The 17,767-nt window shown below is 66.5% G+C and carries 14 protein-coding genes; 6 read left to right on the top strand and 8 right to left on the bottom strand.

Annotated elements, in window-relative coordinates; genetic code table 11:
* Positions 1–266, bottom strand: a 266-nt coding sequence (locus BUE39_RS25705) for a transposase (RefSeq protein WP_143169523.1), incomplete at its 3' end; no start/stop codon positions are given.
* Between the two features lie 154 nt (positions 267–420).
* On the opposite strand from BUE39_RS25705, the gene BUE39_RS25700 reads away from it, so the two are divergent.
* Complete coding sequence (locus BUE39_RS25700) at positions 421–720, top strand: hypothetical protein (RefSeq protein WP_073431517.1); 300 nt, start codon at positions 421–423, stop codon at positions 718–720.
* Between the two features lie 44 nt (positions 721–764).
* Here BUE39_RS25700 and BUE39_RS25695 read toward each other — a convergent pair whose 3' ends face one another.
* Complete coding sequence (locus BUE39_RS25695) at positions 765–2,597, bottom strand: thiamine pyrophosphate-requiring protein (RefSeq protein WP_073431516.1); 1,833 nt, start codon at positions 2,595–2,597, stop codon at positions 765–767.
* A 257-nt stretch (positions 2,598–2,854) separates the two neighbouring features.
* Here BUE39_RS25695 and BUE39_RS25690 point away from each other — a divergent pair, with 257 nt between their 5' ends.
* Positions 2,855–4,054: a hypothetical protein gene (locus BUE39_RS25690; protein WP_073431515.1), complete on the top strand. Its 1,200-nt coding sequence runs from the start codon at positions 2,855–2,857 to the stop codon at positions 4,052–4,054.
* Between the two features lie 105 nt (positions 4,055–4,159).
* On the opposite strand, the gene BUE39_RS25685 is transcribed toward BUE39_RS25690, so the two are convergent.
* The 3 genes from BUE39_RS25685 to BUE39_RS25675 are packed head-to-tail and all read right to left on the bottom strand — an operon-like array spanning position 4,160 to position 7,020.
* Complete coding sequence (locus BUE39_RS25685) at positions 4,160–4,921, bottom strand: endonuclease/exonuclease/phosphatase family protein (RefSeq protein WP_073431514.1); 762 nt, start codon at positions 4,919–4,921, stop codon at positions 4,160–4,162.
* On the bottom strand, positions 4,918–6,687 hold the full coding sequence (locus BUE39_RS25680; RefSeq protein WP_084561486.1) for a VTT domain-containing protein: 1,770 nt from the start codon (positions 6,685–6,687) through the stop codon (positions 4,918–4,920). The genes BUE39_RS25685 and BUE39_RS25680 overlap by 4 nt, the downstream gene beginning before the upstream one ends.
* Before the next feature lie 6 nt (positions 6,688–6,693).
* On the bottom strand, positions 6,694–7,020 hold the full coding sequence (locus tag BUE39_RS25675) for a hypothetical protein (protein ID WP_073431513.1): 327 nt from the start codon (positions 7,018–7,020) through the stop codon (positions 6,694–6,696).
* A 447-nt stretch (positions 7,021–7,467) separates the two neighbouring features.
* Here BUE39_RS25675 and BUE39_RS25670 point away from each other — a divergent pair, with 447 nt between their 5' ends.
* Complete coding sequence (locus BUE39_RS25670; protein WP_073431512.1) at positions 7,468–8,343, top strand: manganese catalase family protein; 876 nt, start codon at positions 7,468–7,470, stop codon at positions 8,341–8,343.
* Positions 8,344–8,441: 98 nt separating this feature from the next.
* Here the strand turns inward: BUE39_RS25670 and BUE39_RS25665 are convergent, their stop codons facing one another.
* The gene (locus BUE39_RS25665; RefSeq protein WP_073431511.1) at positions 8,442–8,867 is read right to left on the bottom strand and encodes an NUDIX hydrolase; all 426 of its coding nucleotides are present in this window, start codon (positions 8,865–8,867) and stop codon (positions 8,442–8,444) included.
* Positions 8,868–9,094: 227 nt separating this feature from the next.
* On the opposite strand from BUE39_RS25665, the gene BUE39_RS25660 reads away from it, so the two are divergent.
* Positions 9,095–11,815 carry an outer membrane protein assembly factor BamB family protein gene (locus BUE39_RS25660; protein ID WP_073431531.1) on the top strand — a complete coding sequence of 907 codons (2,721 nt, stop codon included), beginning with the start codon at positions 9,095–9,097 and terminating at the stop codon, positions 11,813–11,815.
* Between the two features lie 185 nt (positions 11,816–12,000).
* Here BUE39_RS25660 and BUE39_RS25655 read toward each other — a convergent pair whose 3' ends face one another.
* Positions 12,001–13,083: a glycosyltransferase family 4 protein gene (locus BUE39_RS25655; protein WP_073431530.1), complete on the bottom strand. Its 1,083-nt coding sequence runs from the start codon at positions 13,081–13,083 to the stop codon at positions 12,001–12,003.
* 234 nt (positions 13,084–13,317) lie between these two features.
* On the opposite strand from BUE39_RS25655, the gene BUE39_RS25650 reads away from it, so the two are divergent.
* A complete protein-coding gene (locus tag BUE39_RS25650) occupies positions 13,318–15,624 on the top strand; it encodes an FdhF/YdeP family oxidoreductase (protein WP_073431510.1) in 2,307 nt (768 codons plus the stop codon).
* Between the two features lie 51 nt (positions 15,625–15,675).
* Here the strand turns inward: BUE39_RS25650 and BUE39_RS25645 are convergent, their stop codons facing one another.
* Complete coding sequence (locus BUE39_RS25645; protein ID WP_073431509.1) at positions 15,676–16,269, bottom strand: hemerythrin domain-containing protein; 594 nt, start codon at positions 16,267–16,269, stop codon at positions 15,676–15,678.
* Positions 16,270–16,706: 437 nt separating this feature from the next.
* Between BUE39_RS25645 and BUE39_RS25640 the strand changes: the two genes are divergently transcribed.
* Positions 16,707–17,738 (top strand): flavodoxin family protein, encoded by a 1,032-nt coding sequence (locus BUE39_RS25640; RefSeq protein WP_073431529.1) that lies wholly within the window; start codon positions 16,707–16,709, stop codon positions 17,736–17,738.
* Positions 17,739–17,767: the final 29 nt, after the last annotated feature.

The raw sequence follows: 17,767 nt of genomic DNA, 5'->3' as shown, positions 1-17,767 counted from the left end.
AGCAGCGTTTCGTGGATACGTTGCCAGACACCGGCCTTCTGCCATGCGACGAGCCGTCGCCAGCAGGCGGTGCCTGAGCCGCAACCCATTTCCTGCGGCAGCAGGTTCCACGCAATGCCCGAGCGCAGCACGAACACGATGCCAGTCAGCACTGCTCGGTCTGGCGTCGGTTTGCGGCCCGCGTACTGGCGATTGCGCGGTGCTCGCGCGGGCAGAAGCGGTTCGATGAGTGACCACAATTCGTCGTCTATGAGTTCTTTAGGCATTGCTTCCTGTCAGGCAAAACAAGACAAGAAGTTAACACCAAGTCAGAAAAGTTAACAGACCCAAAACTTAATTTCGCAACAGCTTCTAAGCTTGTAATCGGGTGCTTCTGTTGGATTGGACCCGCCGCAACGGCAACCCCATTTCTCGACGGCCATGATCACGACGCAACGCATTACGGTGTCCGCCGCGCTCGGCGCCTTGCACGTCATCGCAATCTGGAAGTGCCTGCGCGCGTGCGAAACGCCGGCGTGCGGTTCGAGCATGCACGTCAAGCTCCAGGACCGCACGGAGTCGATCACGCTGTTTTTCGACGAGGTGCCGATGGAACAACTGCACCGACTCGTCATCATGCTGAACAATCTGCCCGGCGCGATGACCGCGAGTCTCGCGCCGGCAACGGCGCCGGGGCCGGGCGAGTCCCTGTCTCACGTCGGTTCACGTCAGCATACGTGAGCATGCATTAGCGTCATCGACTTCAAGCGGTAAGGCAACCCGCATCACTTGTCGCGATGCCCCGGCAGCACCGCGCCGAGCACCTGCCTGGCGGTCTCGACAATCACGTTGCCTTGCTCCGGGTCGCCCTTCATCAGCGTCGTGGCGAATGCCTTGGCCTGGGCGAGCGTGACATGCGGCGGCAACGGCGCAATGTTGGGATCGGCCTTCACCTCGATGACGACCGGTCGGTCCGCCGCGAGCGCCTCGTCCCAGGCCGCGCCCATCTGTTCGGCGTCGTCGACGTAAATGCCTTTCAGGCCGATCAATTCCGCGAACCGGTGATACGGCACGGAAGGAATGTTCTGCGACGCCTCGAACTTCGGATCGCCATTCATCACGCGCTGCTCCCACGTCACCTGGTTCAGATCCTCGTTGTTCAGCACCATGCAGATCCAGCGCGGATCGGCCCAGTCTTGCCAGTACTTCGAGACGGTGATCAGTTCGGCCATGTTGTTCATCTGCATCGCGCCGTCGCCCACCAGCGCGATCACGGGCCGCTCGGGAAACGCGAACTTGCCGGCGATCGCATACGGCACGGCCGCGCCCATCGACGCGAGCCCGCCCGAGAGCGAGCACATCATGCCGCGCCGGACCTTCAGATCGCGTGCATACCAGTTCGCGCAGGAACCGGAATCGCTCGTCACGATCGAGTCGGCGGGAATGCGCTTCGACAGCTCCCACACGGTGCGCTGCGGATTCACCGCGTTGTTGCCGGCTTCGTGCGCGCGCCGCTCGAGCGTTCGCCACCAGTCCTCGGTCCAGTCCTCGACGGTTCTGCGCCACGCGCGGTCCTGCTTGTGTTCGAGCAGCGGCAGCAGTGCGCGCAAGGTCTCCACGCTATCGCCCACCAGATTCACTTCCATCGGATAACGCAGGCTCAGCATGTCCGCCTTGATGTCGATCTGCACGCCGCGGGCGGCGCCTTCCTTCGGCAGAAATTCCGAATAGGGGAAGCCGGAGCCGATCATCAGCAGGGTGTCGCATTCCGTCATCAGGTCGTAGCTCGGCTTGGTGCCGAGCAGGCCGATCGCGCCGGTGACCCACCGCAAATCGTCCGGCAGCGCGGCCTTGCCGAGCAACGCCTTGGCGACGCCCGCGCCGAGTTTTTCGGCGACGGCGATGACTTCGTCGGTCGCATGCAGCGCGCCCGCGCCGACGAGAATCGCCACTTTCTTGCCGGCGTTGAGCACGTCGACCGCCTGCTGCAGATCGTCGGGATAGGGCACGAGCCGCGGCGCGCGAAAGCCCACGCCCGAATGCAGCGTGCCGTGCTTGCGGCCCGGCGCTTCATACGGCAGGTCCTGCAGATCGTTGGGCAGCACGATCGCGGTGACCTTGCGTTCGGCGAGCGCGGTGCGCACCGCGCGATCGACCAGATGGCGCACCTGCGCGGGGACGCTGGCCTGTTCGACGAAAGCGCCCGCGACGTCCTTGAACATCGAGACGAGGTCCAGTTCCTGCTGATAGTGGCCGCCGAGCGCGGCGCGTGCCTGCTGTCCGGCTATCGCGAGCACGGGCATGTGGTCCATTCTCGCGTCGTAGAGACCGGTGATCAAATGCGACGCGCCGGGGCCGGAGGTGGCGATGCAGACCCCGAGTTCGCCGGTGAATTTGGCGTGCGCGGCCGCCATGAACGCGGCCATTTCCTCGTGGCGGACCTGGATGAATTGGATGCCCTGATCCGAATCACCGGTCCTGTCGTGCTTCTGTTTCGATTGAAACCGGTTGAGCGCGCCGAACATGCCGTTGATGCCGTCGCCCGGATAGCCGTAAATCCGGCGCACGCCCCAGGCGTGAAGCCGCTCGACGATGAAGTCGCTGACGGTTTGAGCCATGAATGTCTCTCCTTGGCGAATACGCGAATGAGCATGTCTGCGCACGCAAATCCTGTTCCCATGCGGTGCTCACGTGCGGTGCTCACATGCGGTACTCACATGTAGCGGCGGCATGCGGGATACGGTTTGCCGGGCGCGTCCGTCGATGGCGCCCGCGCTTCTTCATTTCGCCTGGAGACGCGCTGGTTCGGCGCAACGCACCGGTCCGGCCGTGGCGCGTATGCAGAATGGGAAAACCTTTTGAGGGAGTCGCTACCATGGCCATCCAGATTCGTCGCAACGCACCGCCCGATGCCGTGCAGGGGCGCTCCGATTCACCGGATGCGAGCCGCGGGACCAGCGGCGCGCGTGGCCGGTCGAAGCGTCTTTCGGCGAGTGGCGCGGTGCTGCAAAGTCTGAAGCAGATGACCGGCTGGTCGCGCTCTTCATCGTTGAAACCGCAACGGCCACCGTTCGCCAGCCTGCCGCCGGCTTCCTCGACCGTGCAGGAAGATCTCGTCGGCGATACCGTCAAGTGGATCAACCGTAGCGCCGCCGCCCGGCCGCAAGGCACGCCGAAGTTGACGCGCGAGCAAGCCCTGGCAGCAGGCAAGCCCGTGCCGACGCGCGCGCCGCCGCCGCCTCCGCGAGCCGGCAACGCGGCGTCTTCCATGCCTCTCGACGATGACGACGATCTGATGGAACTGCACACGGTAAGCGGCAAGGTCATCACCGCGCCGCGCCCGGAACGAGCCGGCAACGCGGCGTCTCCCATCCACCTCGAGTTGACGCGCGAGCAAGCCCTGGCAGCAGGCAAGCCCGTGCCGACGCGCGCACCGCCGCCGCCTCCGCGAGCCGGCAACGCGGCGTCTTCCATCCACCTCGACGATGACGACGATCTGATGGAACTGAATACGGCAAGCGGCAAGGTCGCCCCCGCGCCGCGGTCAGCCGTGACGCAAACGCCACCGGGCAGCGCGCGAGGCGCCGCGCGCCGTCAGCCAGTCCATGGACCGCTCGGGCCGCGGCGCGCCCGCAGCAGTTGGAAACCGGACCTCGCCACGATTCACGAGGAAAAACATAGCAGCGGCCCGCTCAGTTCCCTCGGGGCGCATTACGACGGCATCATGCGGCAGCTTCGGAGCGCGAACACGCAGGCGCAAAACGCATTGACGCAACCCAGAATCCCGCTTTTCGCAAGCACGAAAAAGAAACGGGCCATCCTCGAAGGCAAGCGCGGCGAGTTGCAGCAACATGCCGCCGCGCTCGGCCGTTTACTGAACGAAAGCGGCTCAGCCGCCGTCGACGAAAAAACAGTTCGCCAGCTCGGCCGTGAAACTCATCCCGAGATACCGGTCAGCCAGCTTCGCGCCGTCGATCGGGACATCGCGGAAACGTTGCGGCAACGGCGTCACGTTCAGAAGACGCTGGAAACGGTTCACAAATGGATCGCCGAAATCGATAAAACGCTCGCGTGAGACGGTTCGTCCGCTGAAATCGCACACGCGGAACGGCTTTCGCTATCTTCGCCAGAGGTTCGTTCACTCGCGCCGCGCGGCGGCGGCCCGGCGAGCCTGTCAACCTCAGCGCAGCACGCGCGCGATGACAGGCAGATGATCCGAGGCGACCCGCGCCAGATCGCTGCGAAACACCTGCACGTCGACCAGACGCTGCACCGGATGCACCCACACGCGATCCAGCGCGAAGGCGGGAAAGCGCGACGGAAACGTGCGCGGCGCGGCGGCCGGCCGGAAGTGCGCCAGCAGCGCGCGCAACGGACGGCCCCAGACGAACCATTCGTTCAGATCGCCGAGCAGGATGACCGGCAGTTCGGGCGTGTCGAACGTATCGAGCAGCAGATCGACCTGGGCGCGGCGTTCGCGCGACGACAGGCCCAGATGGGTCGCGACCACACGCAGCACGCCGCTGCCGGTTTCCACGTCGACGTCCAGCGCGCCGCGCGCCTCGCGGCTGCCGAACGAAAGGTCGAGCGTGCGCACCGCGCGCACCGGCAGATTGGTCAGCACCGCGTTGCCGTAGCGCCGTTGCGGCGTGTCGAGCGTCGGCCCCGGCACGCCATGCAAGCCGGTGATGTCGCTCAGCACGGGCAGCACGTCGAGGCTGCCCGTGCCGCCGAGCGGCACTTCCTGCAACGCGACGATGTCCGCGTTCAGGGCGGCGATCACCTCGCCGATGCGTTCGGCCGAGCGCCGCCCGTCCGTGCCCACGGCGGCATGAATGTTGTAGGTGGCGATGCGCAACACGTCGCTCGCATGTTGGTGCGCCGGCGCGGACCGCGCCTGCGGGCGCTCCAGGGCGATCGCGTCCGCTTCGCGCCGGCTCATCGCCGCCCCGCGAGAATGCGCCGCAGCAGCAGCGACAGGCCGACCAGCGCGACGCCGATCGCGGCCACCACCATCAGCGAGAACGGCGTCGGGTGACGCACCGCCGACACCAGTTGATGCGCGAACGACGTGGCCAGCACGACGCCCGGCGCCATGCCGATCGCCGTGCCGGCGAAGAAGTCGCGAAAGCGGATGCGCGACGCGCCGGCCGCCAGATTCACGATCGAAAACGGCGCGGCCGGCACGAGCCGCAACACGATCACCGCGAGCAATCCCTTCTGATGCAGGCGTTCGCTCAACCGGTTCAGTTTCGGTCCGGCGAGTTCGCGCACCGCGTCGCGTCCGAGCCACGCGCCGACGGCCCAGCCCGCGGCGGCGGCGATCAGCGTGCCCGCCATCGCGTAGGCCGCGCCCGTGAGCGCGCCGAACACGAAGCCCGTCACGGCGATCAGCAGCGTCACGGGCACCGACAACAGCGCCGCCAACGCATAGCCCGCCACGACCGCCGCCGGTCCGAGACGGGTGCCCGCGAGTTGCTCCACACCGTGCGTGAGCGACGTGAAGCTCAGCGGATGGCCGGCCGGCGTGAAGCGCCAGATGATCGTCAGCGCGACCACCGCGAGCGCGAGCGCGCCCAGCACGAGCAGCCTGGCGGTGAGCGACCGGTGGGTCGGCTCGGGCAGGAACTGGCGGATCAGTTCGTCCGGCGCGATCGGCGCTTCCGCATCCAGAACGTGGACCTTGTCCGCGAAATCGCGAAACTCCTCGGCGACCTCGGGGGTGAGCGGGACGAGCGTGCGCGCGCCGTGCTTCAGGCTCGCGATCGCGGGGTTCAGCCGGCCGTGCCGTTCGAGCGCCTGCGCGACCTCGGCTTCGCTCGTGTCGAGATGTTCGGCGAGCAACGCGTTGCGGATGCGCGCGATCGTCGCCTGCGCCTGGGCGTTGCCGCGCGCGTCGATCGCCACGCAGCACTCGGTGTCGAGCACCATCGAGCGGTTGTTCAGGTTCGCCGTGCCGATCAGCAGCACGCGCTCGTCGACGATCATCACCTTGCTGTGCACGTTGACGAAGACGCCGCGCCCGGCGTCGATCGCCGGGGCGTACATCGCATAGCGGCCGTTCGGATCGGCGTCCTGGATGAGCCGGTGCAGGCGCGCCCGCAGCACGCCCATGGTCGCCTCCTGGAGCCAGCCGCTCTGCTTGAACGGACAGACCACCGCGACGTCGGGGCCGGGCGTGCGGCCGATCCGCTCGCACAGCGCGGTGCCGATCGCCCCGGCGGTGAAATACTGGTTCTCGATGTAGATGTTACGGCGCGCCGCGGCCACCGCCGCGACGTGCAGCGCCCGCACCTGATGCACGGCCTCGCGTCCCTCGTAGGCGGGCTCCGTGAGGGCGATGCCGAGGTCGATGTCGACGAAGTCCGGCGTCACGCTGGAAGGCCACAGGTGCGGGTTCGCGGGCCCGGGCTGGAACGGCCGCGGCGCCGTGCGGGAGCGGCGCGAACGCTGCCAGCGCTCGTGCACGAGCCGCGCCATCGCGCTCGCGGCGGGTCCGTCGAACATCATCTGCACGTCGTGGATCGGCTGATAGCGGGTCTTGCCGGGATTGCGCCGCGCGGGGTCGGCGGGCGCGGACTCGTGCGCTTCATCGTGCGCATCGTATTGCGTCGCACGTTGCAGCGCCTTCCGCGTGTCGGGCGTGTCGGGCGTGTGGGGCGCGGACGTATCGAAGGAATCCGACGCGGACAGCTCGGGTTTGCCCATCGGAGTTCACGCCTCCTCGTGCGGCCAATCGCTCGCGGCGATCATCGCCAGTTCCGCGCTCTCGGCGGTCAGCTTCAGATCGAAGCCGACATGCGACGCCTCCTGAACCTGCAAGGCCACGTATTTATAGGCATCGACCGGATGAGGATTCGGCGCGGCGTGGCCCGGCCAGCGCACGTTCAGCCGGAACCGCAAACCGGCCTCGGTCGTCGCGGGTTCGCATCGCGACACGATGCAGCCGGATCTCAGGTCGAGCACCGCGTCCTCATGCAAAAGCGCCTCGAACTGCGGCAATCCCGCGAGAAACGCAATGATCGGATGTCGACTGGACATGGACGCACCTCCTGTGAGTTTCGTGAACCAGGTCTTGCTATCGAACGGCGTTCCCCACGACTTCTGGCGATTGTATTTGTGGATGCACGGCTTGAACTTTTAACAGACGTATGCGCCGTGGAGCGCGTCGAGCGGGCTTTTCGGGCGTATGCCTTAAGTGGCTCGCAATGATCGTGCACGGTCCGCGCGGTCGATCGGCGAACGATTCGACCGGCATGAGAAAGGCGTCGCCGTCGAACGAGGCCGCCTCGTGATGTCACCGCCAGGTATGCCGCATGCGGCAAGCGAGGCGGCCGTGAGCGGTCGCCGCAAGCGCACGAAGCCGGGGGCGTTGCGCCGCTCACGCGCATATCCGCAGGCGAGGTCCCGCCGGCCGGACCCGCTTGCGGCACGTCCACCATCGACGCCGAGGCAATGGCGATTGTTCTACTTTTCAATGGAGAGATCATGTTCGTTCATAACAAGCGCCTTCAATACACAGTACGCGTGGCGGAGCCCGATCCGGGCCTCGCGAATCTGCTTCTCGAACAGTTCGGCGGACCGCAGGGCGAACTCGCCGCGGCATGCCGGTATTTCACGCAGGCCGTCGGCGAGGACGATCCGGGGCGCAGGGACATGCTCTTCGACATCGCAACGGAAGAGCTCAGCCACCTGGAGGTCATCGGCTCGATCGTGGCGATGCTCAACAAGGGCGGGAAAGGCAAACTGGCCGAAGGCGTCGACGAGCAGGCCGAGCTGTACCGCTCGCTGACGGGCGGCGGCAACGACTCGCACATCACGGCGCTGCTCTACGGCGGCGGCCCCGCGCTGACCAATTCCGCCGGCGTGCCGTGGACCTCGGCGTACATCGACACGATCGGCGAGCCCACCGCCGATCTGCGCTCGAACATCGCGGCGGAAGCGCGCGCGAAGATCATCTACGAGCGCCTCATCAACGTCACGGACGACGCCGGCATACGCGACGCGCTCGGCTTTCTGATGACCCGCGAGATCGCGCATCAGAAGTCGTTTGAAAAAGCGCTCCATTCGATCCAGCCGAATTTCCCGCAAGGCAAGCTGCCGGGCGTGGCCGAGTACGCCAGCGTCTACTACAACATGTCGTCGGGCGACGACGCGCCGCGCGGGCCGTGGAACGAAGGCCCGAACTGGGATTACGTGGAGTCGCCGCAACCCGCGGTGGACGGCGGCGACGGACTGGCCTCGGTGAACGTGAGCGCGCCGGATGCCGAGACCTTGCGGGCGATGGCGGGGCGCACCGCATCCGACGTCACGGCCGACCCGGTCACCGGCGCGGACCTGGGCTCGGGGCAGCAACGCACCTGACCGTGAAGCGGACGGAGGCGTGGCGGGAAGCGGGACCAAAAGCGGGACCAAAAGCGGGACCGAAAGCGGGACGCGGGCGATCGAACCGCTCCGCCCGCTCATCGGCCGCGTTGCGCCGGCAACGCGTGCAGCGGGCTCGAACGGCGCCCCGGACCGACCGGACTGTTCTCGCCGAGCAGCACCTGCACGATGCCGCGCGTCGAGATGCTCACCCATGTCACGCCCACGTCCTTTGCGCGAATCCAGCGGCACCGGCTGATTTCATGGTCGGGCAGGGCGACCGCCGTGGGCGGCAGATGCGCGGCGAACACGTAATGGCGAGTCCGCGCGCCCCAGAACTCGAACACATAATCGAGCGCGATCCCGCTCAGGCGCGTTTCCTCGGCCAACTCGCGCAGGGCGGCGGCGTGCGCGGGCTCGCCGGTCTTGCAGCGTCCGCCGGGCAACGCCCATCGTCCGTTGGGCCGGGCGACGAGGAGAATCCGGTTGGCGCGGACGCAGAGAACGGTGGCTCTGTGTTTCATGGCGGCGATGGCGTGGTTTACAGGCCGGGTTTGCAGGCCGGGTTTAGCGAGTTTGCTGGCCGGGTTTGCTCGCACCGAAGCATGCGGCGTGCCGTGAGCAGGAACCGCATGTGCTACTTCCAAGGCAATTTGTCTGACGCTGCGCGTCGTTCGCGCCGCCTGTGTTTTCGAACGTCTCCGGCTTGCCCGGAGTTTTTCTTCGAATGCCTTTTGCCGAGGTCACCGTTATGTCGACGCCGCGCCGCTTTCCCGTCGCTCTCGCGCTTCCCGCCATCGTGTTCATGCTCATCGGCCTGGTGGTGGCCGTCGGGGGCGTTTGGCTGATCTCGCTCGGCGGCTCCTGGTACTACCTGCTCACGGGCATCGGCATCGCGCTGACGGGGCTGCTGGTGGCGATCCGGCGGCGTTCGGCGCTGCTGCTGTTCGCGCTGGTGCTGTTCGGCTCGACCGTGTGGGCGGTGACGGAAGCGCGCTTCGACTTCTGGCAGTTGCTGCCGCGTCTGTGGGTGTGGCTCGTGCTGGGCCTATGGCTGCTGTTGCCGCCCGTGACCCGCAGGCTGGTGTTCGGGCCGCCGGGCGCGCATCGTCAAGGCGCGTTGCCGCTCGCGGCCGCCGTCGTGCTGACGGTGTTGCTGGGTATCGGCACGGCGTTCAATCATCCATACGACCATGCCGGTTCGATCGAGGTCGGCTCGGCTCCGCCCGCCGCGCCGCTGGCCGGCGACGCGAACCGGCAGGCCGGCGACTGGACCGATTACGGCGGCTCGCCGCTCGGTCAGCGCTATTCGCCGCTCGCGCAGATCACGCCGGCCAACGCGGGTCAATTGAAGGTGGCCTGGCAATTCCAGACCGGCGACAAGCCCGGCCCGGACGACCCCGCCGAGACCACGGCCGAGAACACGCCGATCAAGGTCGGCGACAAGCTCTTTCTGTGCACGCCGCATGGCATCGTCATCGCGCTCGATCCGGTCGCGGGCAAGGAAATCTGGCGCTTCGATCCGCATATTCAGAGTCCGGCGGGTTTCAAGCATTGGGAGCACATGACCTGCCGCGGCGTGTCCTACCACGACGACAGTCTTTATCCGGCGAAGGCGGACGTGGGGGCTTCCGAGGCTGCTGTCGCGGGGGCACAGGGCGGTGCGTCGGAGGCGGTTTCGGCGTCTGAAGGTTCGGCTTCTTCGGCGCCTTCAGCGGCTGCCGGTTCCGAAGCTTCGGCGCCTTCAGCGGCTGCGGCTGCGTCGGGCGCCGAGACTTCGGCGGCGGCTTCCGCCACGCCTGCCGCCGCTTCCGGCGGCGAGGCGTCTTCCGCGCTTGCCGCCGCGCCCGGTCCCAAAGCTTCCGCCACGTTCGCGACCAGGCCCGCCTCGGAATCCGCCGCGCCGGCTGCTTCATCGGAACCCGCCGCGCCGTCCGCCGCCGCGCCCGCGCCGAGCCTCGCCGCCGAATGCCCGCGGCGGATTTTCCTGCCCACCGCCGACGCGCGCCTCATCGCGCTCGACGCCGACACCGGCCGGCCCTGCGCGCACTTCGGGAGCAACGGTCAGATCGATCTGCGCACCAGCATCGGACCGTTCACGCCGGGCGGCTACTATTCGACGTCGCCGCCGGCGGTCACGCGCGACCTGGTCATCATCAGCGGCCACGTGACGGATAACGAATCGACCAACGAGCCGTCCGGCGTCACGCGCGCGTTCGACGTGCACGACGGCCACCTCGTGTGGAACTGGGACGCCGGCAAGCCCGACGCCACCGAACCGCTCGCGCCGAACCAGACCTACGTGCGCAACTCGCCGAACATGTGGTCGGTGTTCAGCGTCGACGAAAAACTCGGCATGGTGTATCTGCCGCTCGGCAACCAGACGCCGGACCAGTGGGGCGGCCTGCGCACGCCGGCTTCCGAGAAAGTCGCGGCGGGCGTCGTCGCGCTCGATCTGGCGACCGGCAAGATGCGCTGGAATTACCAGTTCACCCATCACGATCTGTGGGACATGGACGTAGGCGGCCAGCCGAGCCTGATCGATCTGCAAACCGCCAGCGGCGTGCAGCCGGCGCTGATCGCGTCGACCAAGCAAGGCAGTCTGTACGTACTCAATCGCGAAACCGGCAAGCCGATCGTGCCGATCACGGAAACCCCGGTTCCCCAGGGCGCGGCAACCGGCGATCACACCTCGCCCACGCAACCGGTTTCCGCGCTCAATTTCAATCCGCCCAAGGTGCGCGAGCGCGACATGTGGGGCACCACGCCCTTCGATCAACTGTGGTGCCGCGTGAAGTTTCGCTCGCTGCGCTACGACGGCGCGTTCACGCCGCCGTCGGAACAGGGCTCGCTGGTGTTTCCCGGCAACTTCGGCGTGTTCGACTGGGGCGGCGTCGCGGTCGATCCGGTGCGGCAAATCCTGATCGCCAATCCGAGCTACATGGCCTTCACGTCGAAGCTCATTCCGCGCGCGCAGATTCCCGTGGACAACGGCGAGAAGAAAGGCAGCGAGACGAGCGGCATCAAGATGGCGCGGGGCACGCCGTTCGGCTTCGAGTTGAACGCGTTTCTTTCGCCGCTCGGCATTCCTTGCCAGGCGCCGCCGTGGGGTTACGTCGCGGGCGTCGATCTGCGCAGCAACCAGATCGTGTGGCAGCACAAGAACGGCACGATTCGCGACAGCGCGCCGTTGCCGATTCCGATGCCGCTCGGCGTGCCGAGTCTCGGCGGCATGGTGACCACGGCGGGCGGCGTCGCGTTCCTGTCCGGCACGCTCGACTACTATGTGCGCGCCTACGACGTGCGTACCGGCGATAAATTGTGGCAAGCGCGCCTTCCCGCGGGCGGCCAGGCCACGCCGATGACCTACGCCGGCGGCGACGGCAAGCAGTACGTGCTGGTGACGGCGGGCGGGCACGGATCGCTCGGCACGAAGCAGGGCGATTACGTGATCGCGTACAGGTTGCCGTAGCGCGTCGCCCTGGTGCGCTCGCTGTGAAGCGGCGCGCGCACCCAGGCGCCTTCCGTCATGCCGCGCCCGCCGGAGCGACGGCGCAGTTACGCGAATGCGATGTTTGAACGCCGGCAGCGGCCTGGCCGCGAGGGAAGCATCGGTGCGGCGGTTGCAGTGGTAAGCGTTGCCAGCGCCGCAACCGCTCAGCGCCCGTACATCGAATAGTGTGCGACCGGAGGCTGCGCCGCCGCGCGCCGGTCTTCGAGCAAGCCTTCGTAGATGCTCAGATAATCCGCGGCCATGCGTTCGGCCGTAAAGCGCGCCTCGAACGATCGGCGGCACGCAACGCGATCGATCCGCGCGATGTTCGCCACCGCGTCGACGGCTTCGTCCACGCCGTCGACGATGAACCCGTTGACGCCGTGCTCCAGCACTTCCGGCACCGCGCCACGGCGAAACGCGATGACCGGCGTGCCGCACGCCATCGCCTCGATCATCACCATGCCGAACGGCTCGGGCCATTCCACCGGGAACAGCAACGCGCGCGCGTTCGCGATCAACGCCCGGCGAAGGCCGCCGCCGACCTCGCCGAGATAGTCGGTGAAATGCGCCGATTGCTTCAGCAGCGGTTCGACTTGCTGAGTGAAATAGTCGCGCTCGCCGGGATGAACCTTGGCGGCCATCCTGAGCGGCCAGCCTGCGCGCCGCGCGATTTCCACCGCGAGATCCGGCCGCTTGCCGGGCATCATGCGGCCGAGAAACAGCAGATACGATCCCGGCTCGGGCTGCAATTCGAACTCGTCGAGCGGCAGGCCGTGATAGACGGTGCCGCGCCAGTTCGCCCACGGCACCGGCCCGCGCTGATCGTTCGAGATGGAGACCAGCGGCGCCGCGGCGAATTCACGAAACAGCGGACCGTGGTCGACCGGAAGCAACTGCCCATGCAGCGTCGTGAGCGACGCGACGGGCAACGAGTCGGCCAGCGGAAAATGCAGCGGATCGCCGTGAAAGTGCACGACGTCGAACTCGTGCGCGAGATGCGCGACGCGCGCCAGTTGCCTCACGTGATGCGTGAGGGTGTCCCACACGCCGGCGTCGCGCCAGAGTCCGCGTTCGCAGACGGGCACGAGCCGCGCGCGCGTGGTCGAATCGGCGCTCGCGAAAAGCGTGACGTCATGGCCGCGCCGCACGAGTTCCTCGGTGAGATACGAAACGACGCGCTCCGTCGCGCCATAGGCGAGCGGCGGGACGCTTTCATAGAGCGGGGCGACCTGGGCGATTTTCATCGTTGCTTTCGAACTGTGCGAGGGTTGCTTTCCACGGTGGTGAATCACGGCCGTCATGGCCGATAGGTCAGAGGGATGCAAGGCGTGCGCCTTATCGCTGCCTTCACCCTCGTTATCGCTGCAGCAGCATCGGCTGTGCCATCGAAAACGGGGCGATCCCTGGCGCGCACATCGCGACGCGGGCATCGCGGTTGCTGCGCTGTGTTGCCGATAGCGTGTTGACCGGAGCGAGCGATGACCACCAAGCGCAATACCGAAGCCTATCCCTACGCCTCCGGCGGATGGGGTTCGCTCAAAGCGGTGACGAGGATTCTCACCCAGGAGCATGTCGCGTTGAAAGACGGCCGCGTGTTCGCGAAACAGAACAAGCCCGACGGCTTCATGTGCGTCAGTTGTTCATGGGCGAAGCCCGCCGAGCCGCACCTGTTCGAGTTCTGCGAAAGCGGCGCGAAGGCGACCGCGTGGGACACGACATCGAAACGGGTCACGCCGGACTTTTTCGAATTGCACACGGTCGCCCAGCTTTCCACCTGGCACGACCACGATCTGGAGGCGGCCGGCCGGCTCACCACGCCGCTGCGTTACGACCCGGCCACCGACCGCTACGTCAAGGTGAGCTGGCAGGACGCATTCGACGAAATCGGCCGCGAGCTCAACAGCATGCGGCCCGAGAGCGTCGTGTTCTACACGTCGGGGCGCGCCTCGCTCGAAACCTCATACATGTACCAGCTTTTCGCGCGCATGTACGGCACGAACAATCTGCCGGATAGCTCCAATATGTGCCACGAGAGCACGAGCGTCGGCTTGAAAAAGGCGATCGGCGCGGGCGTCGGCACCATCACGCTCGACGACTTCGAGAAGACCGATCTGATGTTCTTTTTCGGCCAGAACGTCGGCACCAACAGCCCGCGCATGCTTCACCAGTTACAGGACGCGCGCAAGCGGGGCGTGCCGATCATCACCTTCAATCCGCTGCGCGAGCCGGGTTTGATCCGCTTCGCCAATCCGCAGTCGCCGCGCCAGATGCTCACGCCGAACGACACGCTCATCAGCACGCAATATCACCAGGTGAAGAACGGCGGCGATTCGGCTGCGATTCTCGGCATCTGCAAGGCGGTGATCGCCGCCGACGACCTCGCGCGCGAGCAAGGCCGCGAGCGGATCATCGACGTGCCGTTCATCGAGGAACATACGCAGGGCTACGAGGCATTCGCCCGTTACGCGCGCGACGCGGCATGGCGCGACATCGAGACCGTCAGCGGTTTGCCGCGCGACGCGCTCGAAGCCGCCGCGGGCGAATACATGAAGGCCAACGCCGTGATGATTCACTATGGCATGGGCCTGACCCAGCACCGGCTCGGCGTGCAGAACGTGCGCATGCTGTGCAATCTGCTGTTTCTGCGCGGCAACATCGGCAAGCCGGGCGCGGGCCCCTCGCCGGTGCGCGGTCATTCGAACGTGCAGGGCCAGCGCACGGTGGGCGTGACGGAAAAGCCGGAACTGGCGCCGCTCGACAAACTGGCGAGCCAGTTTTCGTTCGAGCCGCCGCGCGAAACGGGCATGAATACCGTGGAGGCTTTCGAGGCGATGATCGCGGGCAAGGTGAGCGCGGTGTTCAACCTCGGCGGCAATCTGGTGCGTTCGGTGCCCGACCGCGCGCGGATCGAGCCCGCGTGGCGCAAGCTGCGGCTGACCGTGACCGTGGCCACCAAGCTCAACCGCAGCCAACTGGTGCACGGCGAGATCGCCTACATTCTGCCGTGCCTGAGCCGCATCGAAATCGACCGGCAGGCGAGCGGCGAGCAAGCCGTTTCGATGGAGGACAGCACCGGCTGCATGCATGGCTCGCGCGGCATGGTCGAGCCGGCCGGCGACGACGTGCGCTCGGAGCCGTTCATCGTGGCGGGCATGGCGAAGGCGACCTTGGGAGAGCGTTCGAGCGTCGATTGGGACGCGTGGAAAGACGATTACTCGATCGTGCGGGAAGAAATTGCCAGGACCTATCCCGAGATTTTTCACGACTTCAACGCGCGCATGTGGACGCCGGGCGGTTTCTTGCGGCCCTTGCCCGCGCGCGAGCGCAAATGGCAGACCGAAAGCGGCAAGGCGGAATTCATGGTGCCCGAAACCTTGGGCGAGGACCCCGACATGCCCGAGCGCGAACCCGGCGCGCTGCGGCTCATGACCTTGCGCTCCGACAGTCAGTTCAATACGACGATCTATCATCACGACGACCGCTTCAGGGGCGTGAAGGGCAACCGCATGACGCTGCTGATGAACGCCTCCGACATGGCCGCGCACGGCCTCGCGGAAGGCGACATCGTGACGTTGCAGACCATCGCGGACGACGGCGTCGACCGGCGCGTGACCGGCTTTTCCGTGAAGACGTATGAGATTCCGCCGGGCTGCATCGCCGGGTACTACCCGGAATGCAATCCGCTGCTGCCGCTTTGGCACTGCGCGAAGGAAAGCAAGGTGCCGGGCGCGAAATCCATTCCGGTGCGGATCGTCGAGACAGGGCGGCAGCGTGAAACGGCGTGAGCGTGCCGCCGCTCGGTGTCTTCCATGTCGCTCGGTGCCGCTTAATGCCGCTCAATGCTCGCGGGCCCGCCGCGGTTCGCGCGCTTTCGGCAGGCAATGCGTGACGCCGAGCACCAGCATCGCGCCGATCAGAAAGCTCGCCACCGGGAACGTGCCCATCGTATTGAGCGCGATTTCCGCGGGGCGCTGCCCCAGCAATTGCAGCCTGCGCCGCGTCATGCTGGCGCCGAGCGAATGAAGCTGCGTCTGCAAGGCGCGCTCCGCGGCCGGTAAAAGGACCGTTTCTTCGTCCGCGGCGTGGTGAATGATCTCGCGCATCAGTTGCATGAAGAGCGCGTCGTAGGCCGCGTTTTCCGGGCCCATCGCGCGCAGCCGGTTGATCGTCGCGCGCATTTCGTTGTGTTCCGGGGCGCTTTTGGCGAGCGTTTCGTCGTCGCCCATCACGGCCGCCAGGGCCGGATAGAAAATTTCTTCCTCCAGTTGCGCGTGAATCTCCAGCGCCGCACAAGTTGAATTGACGATCGCCTGCTTGCGCCACCAGGGGCTCGTCGCGTGATAACGATGGAACGCGGCAAGCGCGTGCATGTGATCGAGGCGAATCATCGCGGTGATGCTCGGGGACATTCTGGACGTATCGGTGGGCATGGCGTTTCTCCATGATTGACGCCGGTATCGCGCGCATCGGCGGGCGACGCCAATGCGGCGTGACCAAGGACGGATGGCGTGCGGCAAGCAATGGGCAGGAGAATCCGGGGTCCGAAGTTCGCCTGCGCGGCTCGAATCCCGCATGCGCTGTACCTGCTCGCGGCGATTGGCCGGGCGCACCGCCGTGACGTCCGAAGCGGACCGCCGCGTTGGTCCGGTGCAGCAGCGGAATGTTTTTTGCTGCACGGTTCGCTGTGCCGTGACCGTGCGTAACTCGACGCGCTGCACGATTCGCGGTGCACGATCAACACCCCCTCGTGACGACAGACAGCCAACTCATGGACCCAACCCAAGCCCCGCCATCGCCCGCCAACGAGCCTGCCGCACAAAAGCTCGACATGAAAATCGACGTCAGAAAAGGACAGGTCACTGAAAAAATGTCGCGCGACGCGTTTCGCGCGCGCTTCATGGCGCGCTTTTACGACCCCGCGTTTCGCGGCGAAGACGAAGCCTTGGCGCGGCTCGAAAACATTGCGTGGGACGCTTACTCGCAAGCGCGCAAGTCGCCGGTCACCGACAAGGCCGGCCCCGGTTTTGCGGACCCCGGCTACGATCTTTCGGTCGAATGGCGCGCGGCCAGCGAGCGCATCAAGGCGGCACAAGCGCGTCAACGCGATCCTGCATCGCGCGCGCGGGTGCTGGTGGTCAACGCATCGTCGCGAAACGACTATACGTGTCCCGGCGAAATGTCGAAAAGCTTCCGGCTCGCGAAACTCGCGCAGGCCACGCTGGTGCAGCAGTCATTCGACGTGGATCTGCTGGATCTTTCGCGCCTCGCGTCGGATCGCGATCTGCACATTCATCCGTGCAAGGGCTGCGTGTCGACCGCGATGCCGCTGTGTCACTGGCCGTGTAGCTGCTATCCGAACCATTCGCTGGGCCAGGTCAACGACTGGATGAACGACATCTACGAACGCTTCGCCGCCTGCCACGGCGTGCTGTTCGTCACGCCCGTCTACTGGTATCAGGTCAGCAGTCCGCTGAAGCTGATGATGGACCGGCTCGTCTGCGCGGACGGCGGCAACCCGGACCCGACCTCCACGCACGGCAAGCGCGTCGACGAAGCCAAGCGCCTCGAACTCGACGGCTGGGGCTATCCGAAACATCTGGCGGGCCGCGCGTATGGCGTCGTCGTGCATGGCGACGTGGCGGGTATCGAGGACTCGCGGCACGCGCTGACCGACTGGCTCGACTGGATGGGATTCGTCGAAGCGGGCGCGAAGTCGCGTCTGGATCGCTTCATCGGCTATTACGAGCCTTATGCGACGAGCCACGCCGCGCTCGACCGGGACCACGACGTGCAGCGCGAAGTGGCGAACGTCGCGCGTGCGCTGGCCGAGACGGTACGGCAGGTCCGCGCGGGACGCACGAATCCGGACGAGCCTCTGGAGACGCCGCGAGCGAAGTGATGGAAAGTGATCGAAGGGACCGCGCGAAC

Source organism: Paraburkholderia terricola, assembly GCF_900142195.1.
Taxonomy (GTDB): domain Bacteria; phylum Pseudomonadota; class Gammaproteobacteria; order Burkholderiales; family Burkholderiaceae; genus Paraburkholderia; species Paraburkholderia terricola.
This window is presented reverse-complemented; position numbering and strand designations above follow the sequence as displayed.

Excerpts from the sequence above, each read along its gene's own strand:
- BUE39_RS25665 (WP_073431511.1), bottom strand. The coding sequence starts at position 8,867 with ATGAAACACAGAGCCACCGTTCTCTGCGTCCGCGCCAACCGGATTCTC.
- BUE39_RS25695 (WP_073431516.1), bottom strand. The coding sequence starts at position 2,597 with ATGGCTCAAACCGTCAGCGACTTCATCGTCGAGCGGCTTCACGCCTGG.
- BUE39_RS25690 (WP_073431515.1), top strand. The coding sequence starts at position 2,855 with ATGGCCATCCAGATTCGTCGCAACGCACCGCCCGATGCCGTGCAGGGG.
- BUE39_RS25680 (WP_084561486.1), bottom strand. The coding sequence starts at position 6,687 with ATGGGCAAACCCGAGCTGTCCGCGTCGGATTCCTTCGATACGTCCGCG.
- BUE39_RS25670 (WP_073431512.1), top strand. The coding sequence starts at position 7,468 with ATGTTCGTTCATAACAAGCGCCTTCAATACACAGTACGCGTGGCGGAG.
- BUE39_RS25640 (WP_073431529.1), top strand. The coding sequence starts at position 16,707 with ATGTCGCGCGACGCGTTTCGCGCGCGCTTCATGGCGCGCTTTTACGAC.
- BUE39_RS25655 (WP_073431530.1), bottom strand. The coding sequence starts at position 13,083 with ATGAAAATCGCCCAGGTCGCCCCGCTCTATGAAAGCGTCCCGCCGCTC.
- BUE39_RS25645 (WP_073431509.1), bottom strand. The coding sequence starts at position 16,269 with ATGCCCACCGATACGTCCAGAATGTCCCCGAGCATCACCGCGATGATT.
- BUE39_RS25660 (WP_073431531.1), top strand. The coding sequence starts at position 9,095 with ATGTCGACGCCGCGCCGCTTTCCCGTCGCTCTCGCGCTTCCCGCCATC.
- BUE39_RS25685 (WP_073431514.1), bottom strand. The coding sequence starts at position 4,921 with ATGAGCCGGCGCGAAGCGGACGCGATCGCCCTGGAGCGCCCGCAGGCG.
- BUE39_RS25650 (WP_073431510.1), top strand. The coding sequence starts at position 13,318 with ATGACCACCAAGCGCAATACCGAAGCCTATCCCTACGCCTCCGGCGGA.
- BUE39_RS25675 (WP_073431513.1), bottom strand. The coding sequence starts at position 7,020 with ATGTCCAGTCGACATCCGATCATTGCGTTTCTCGCGGGATTGCCGCAG.
- BUE39_RS25700 (WP_073431517.1), top strand. The coding sequence starts at position 421 with ATGATCACGACGCAACGCATTACGGTGTCCGCCGCGCTCGGCGCCTTG.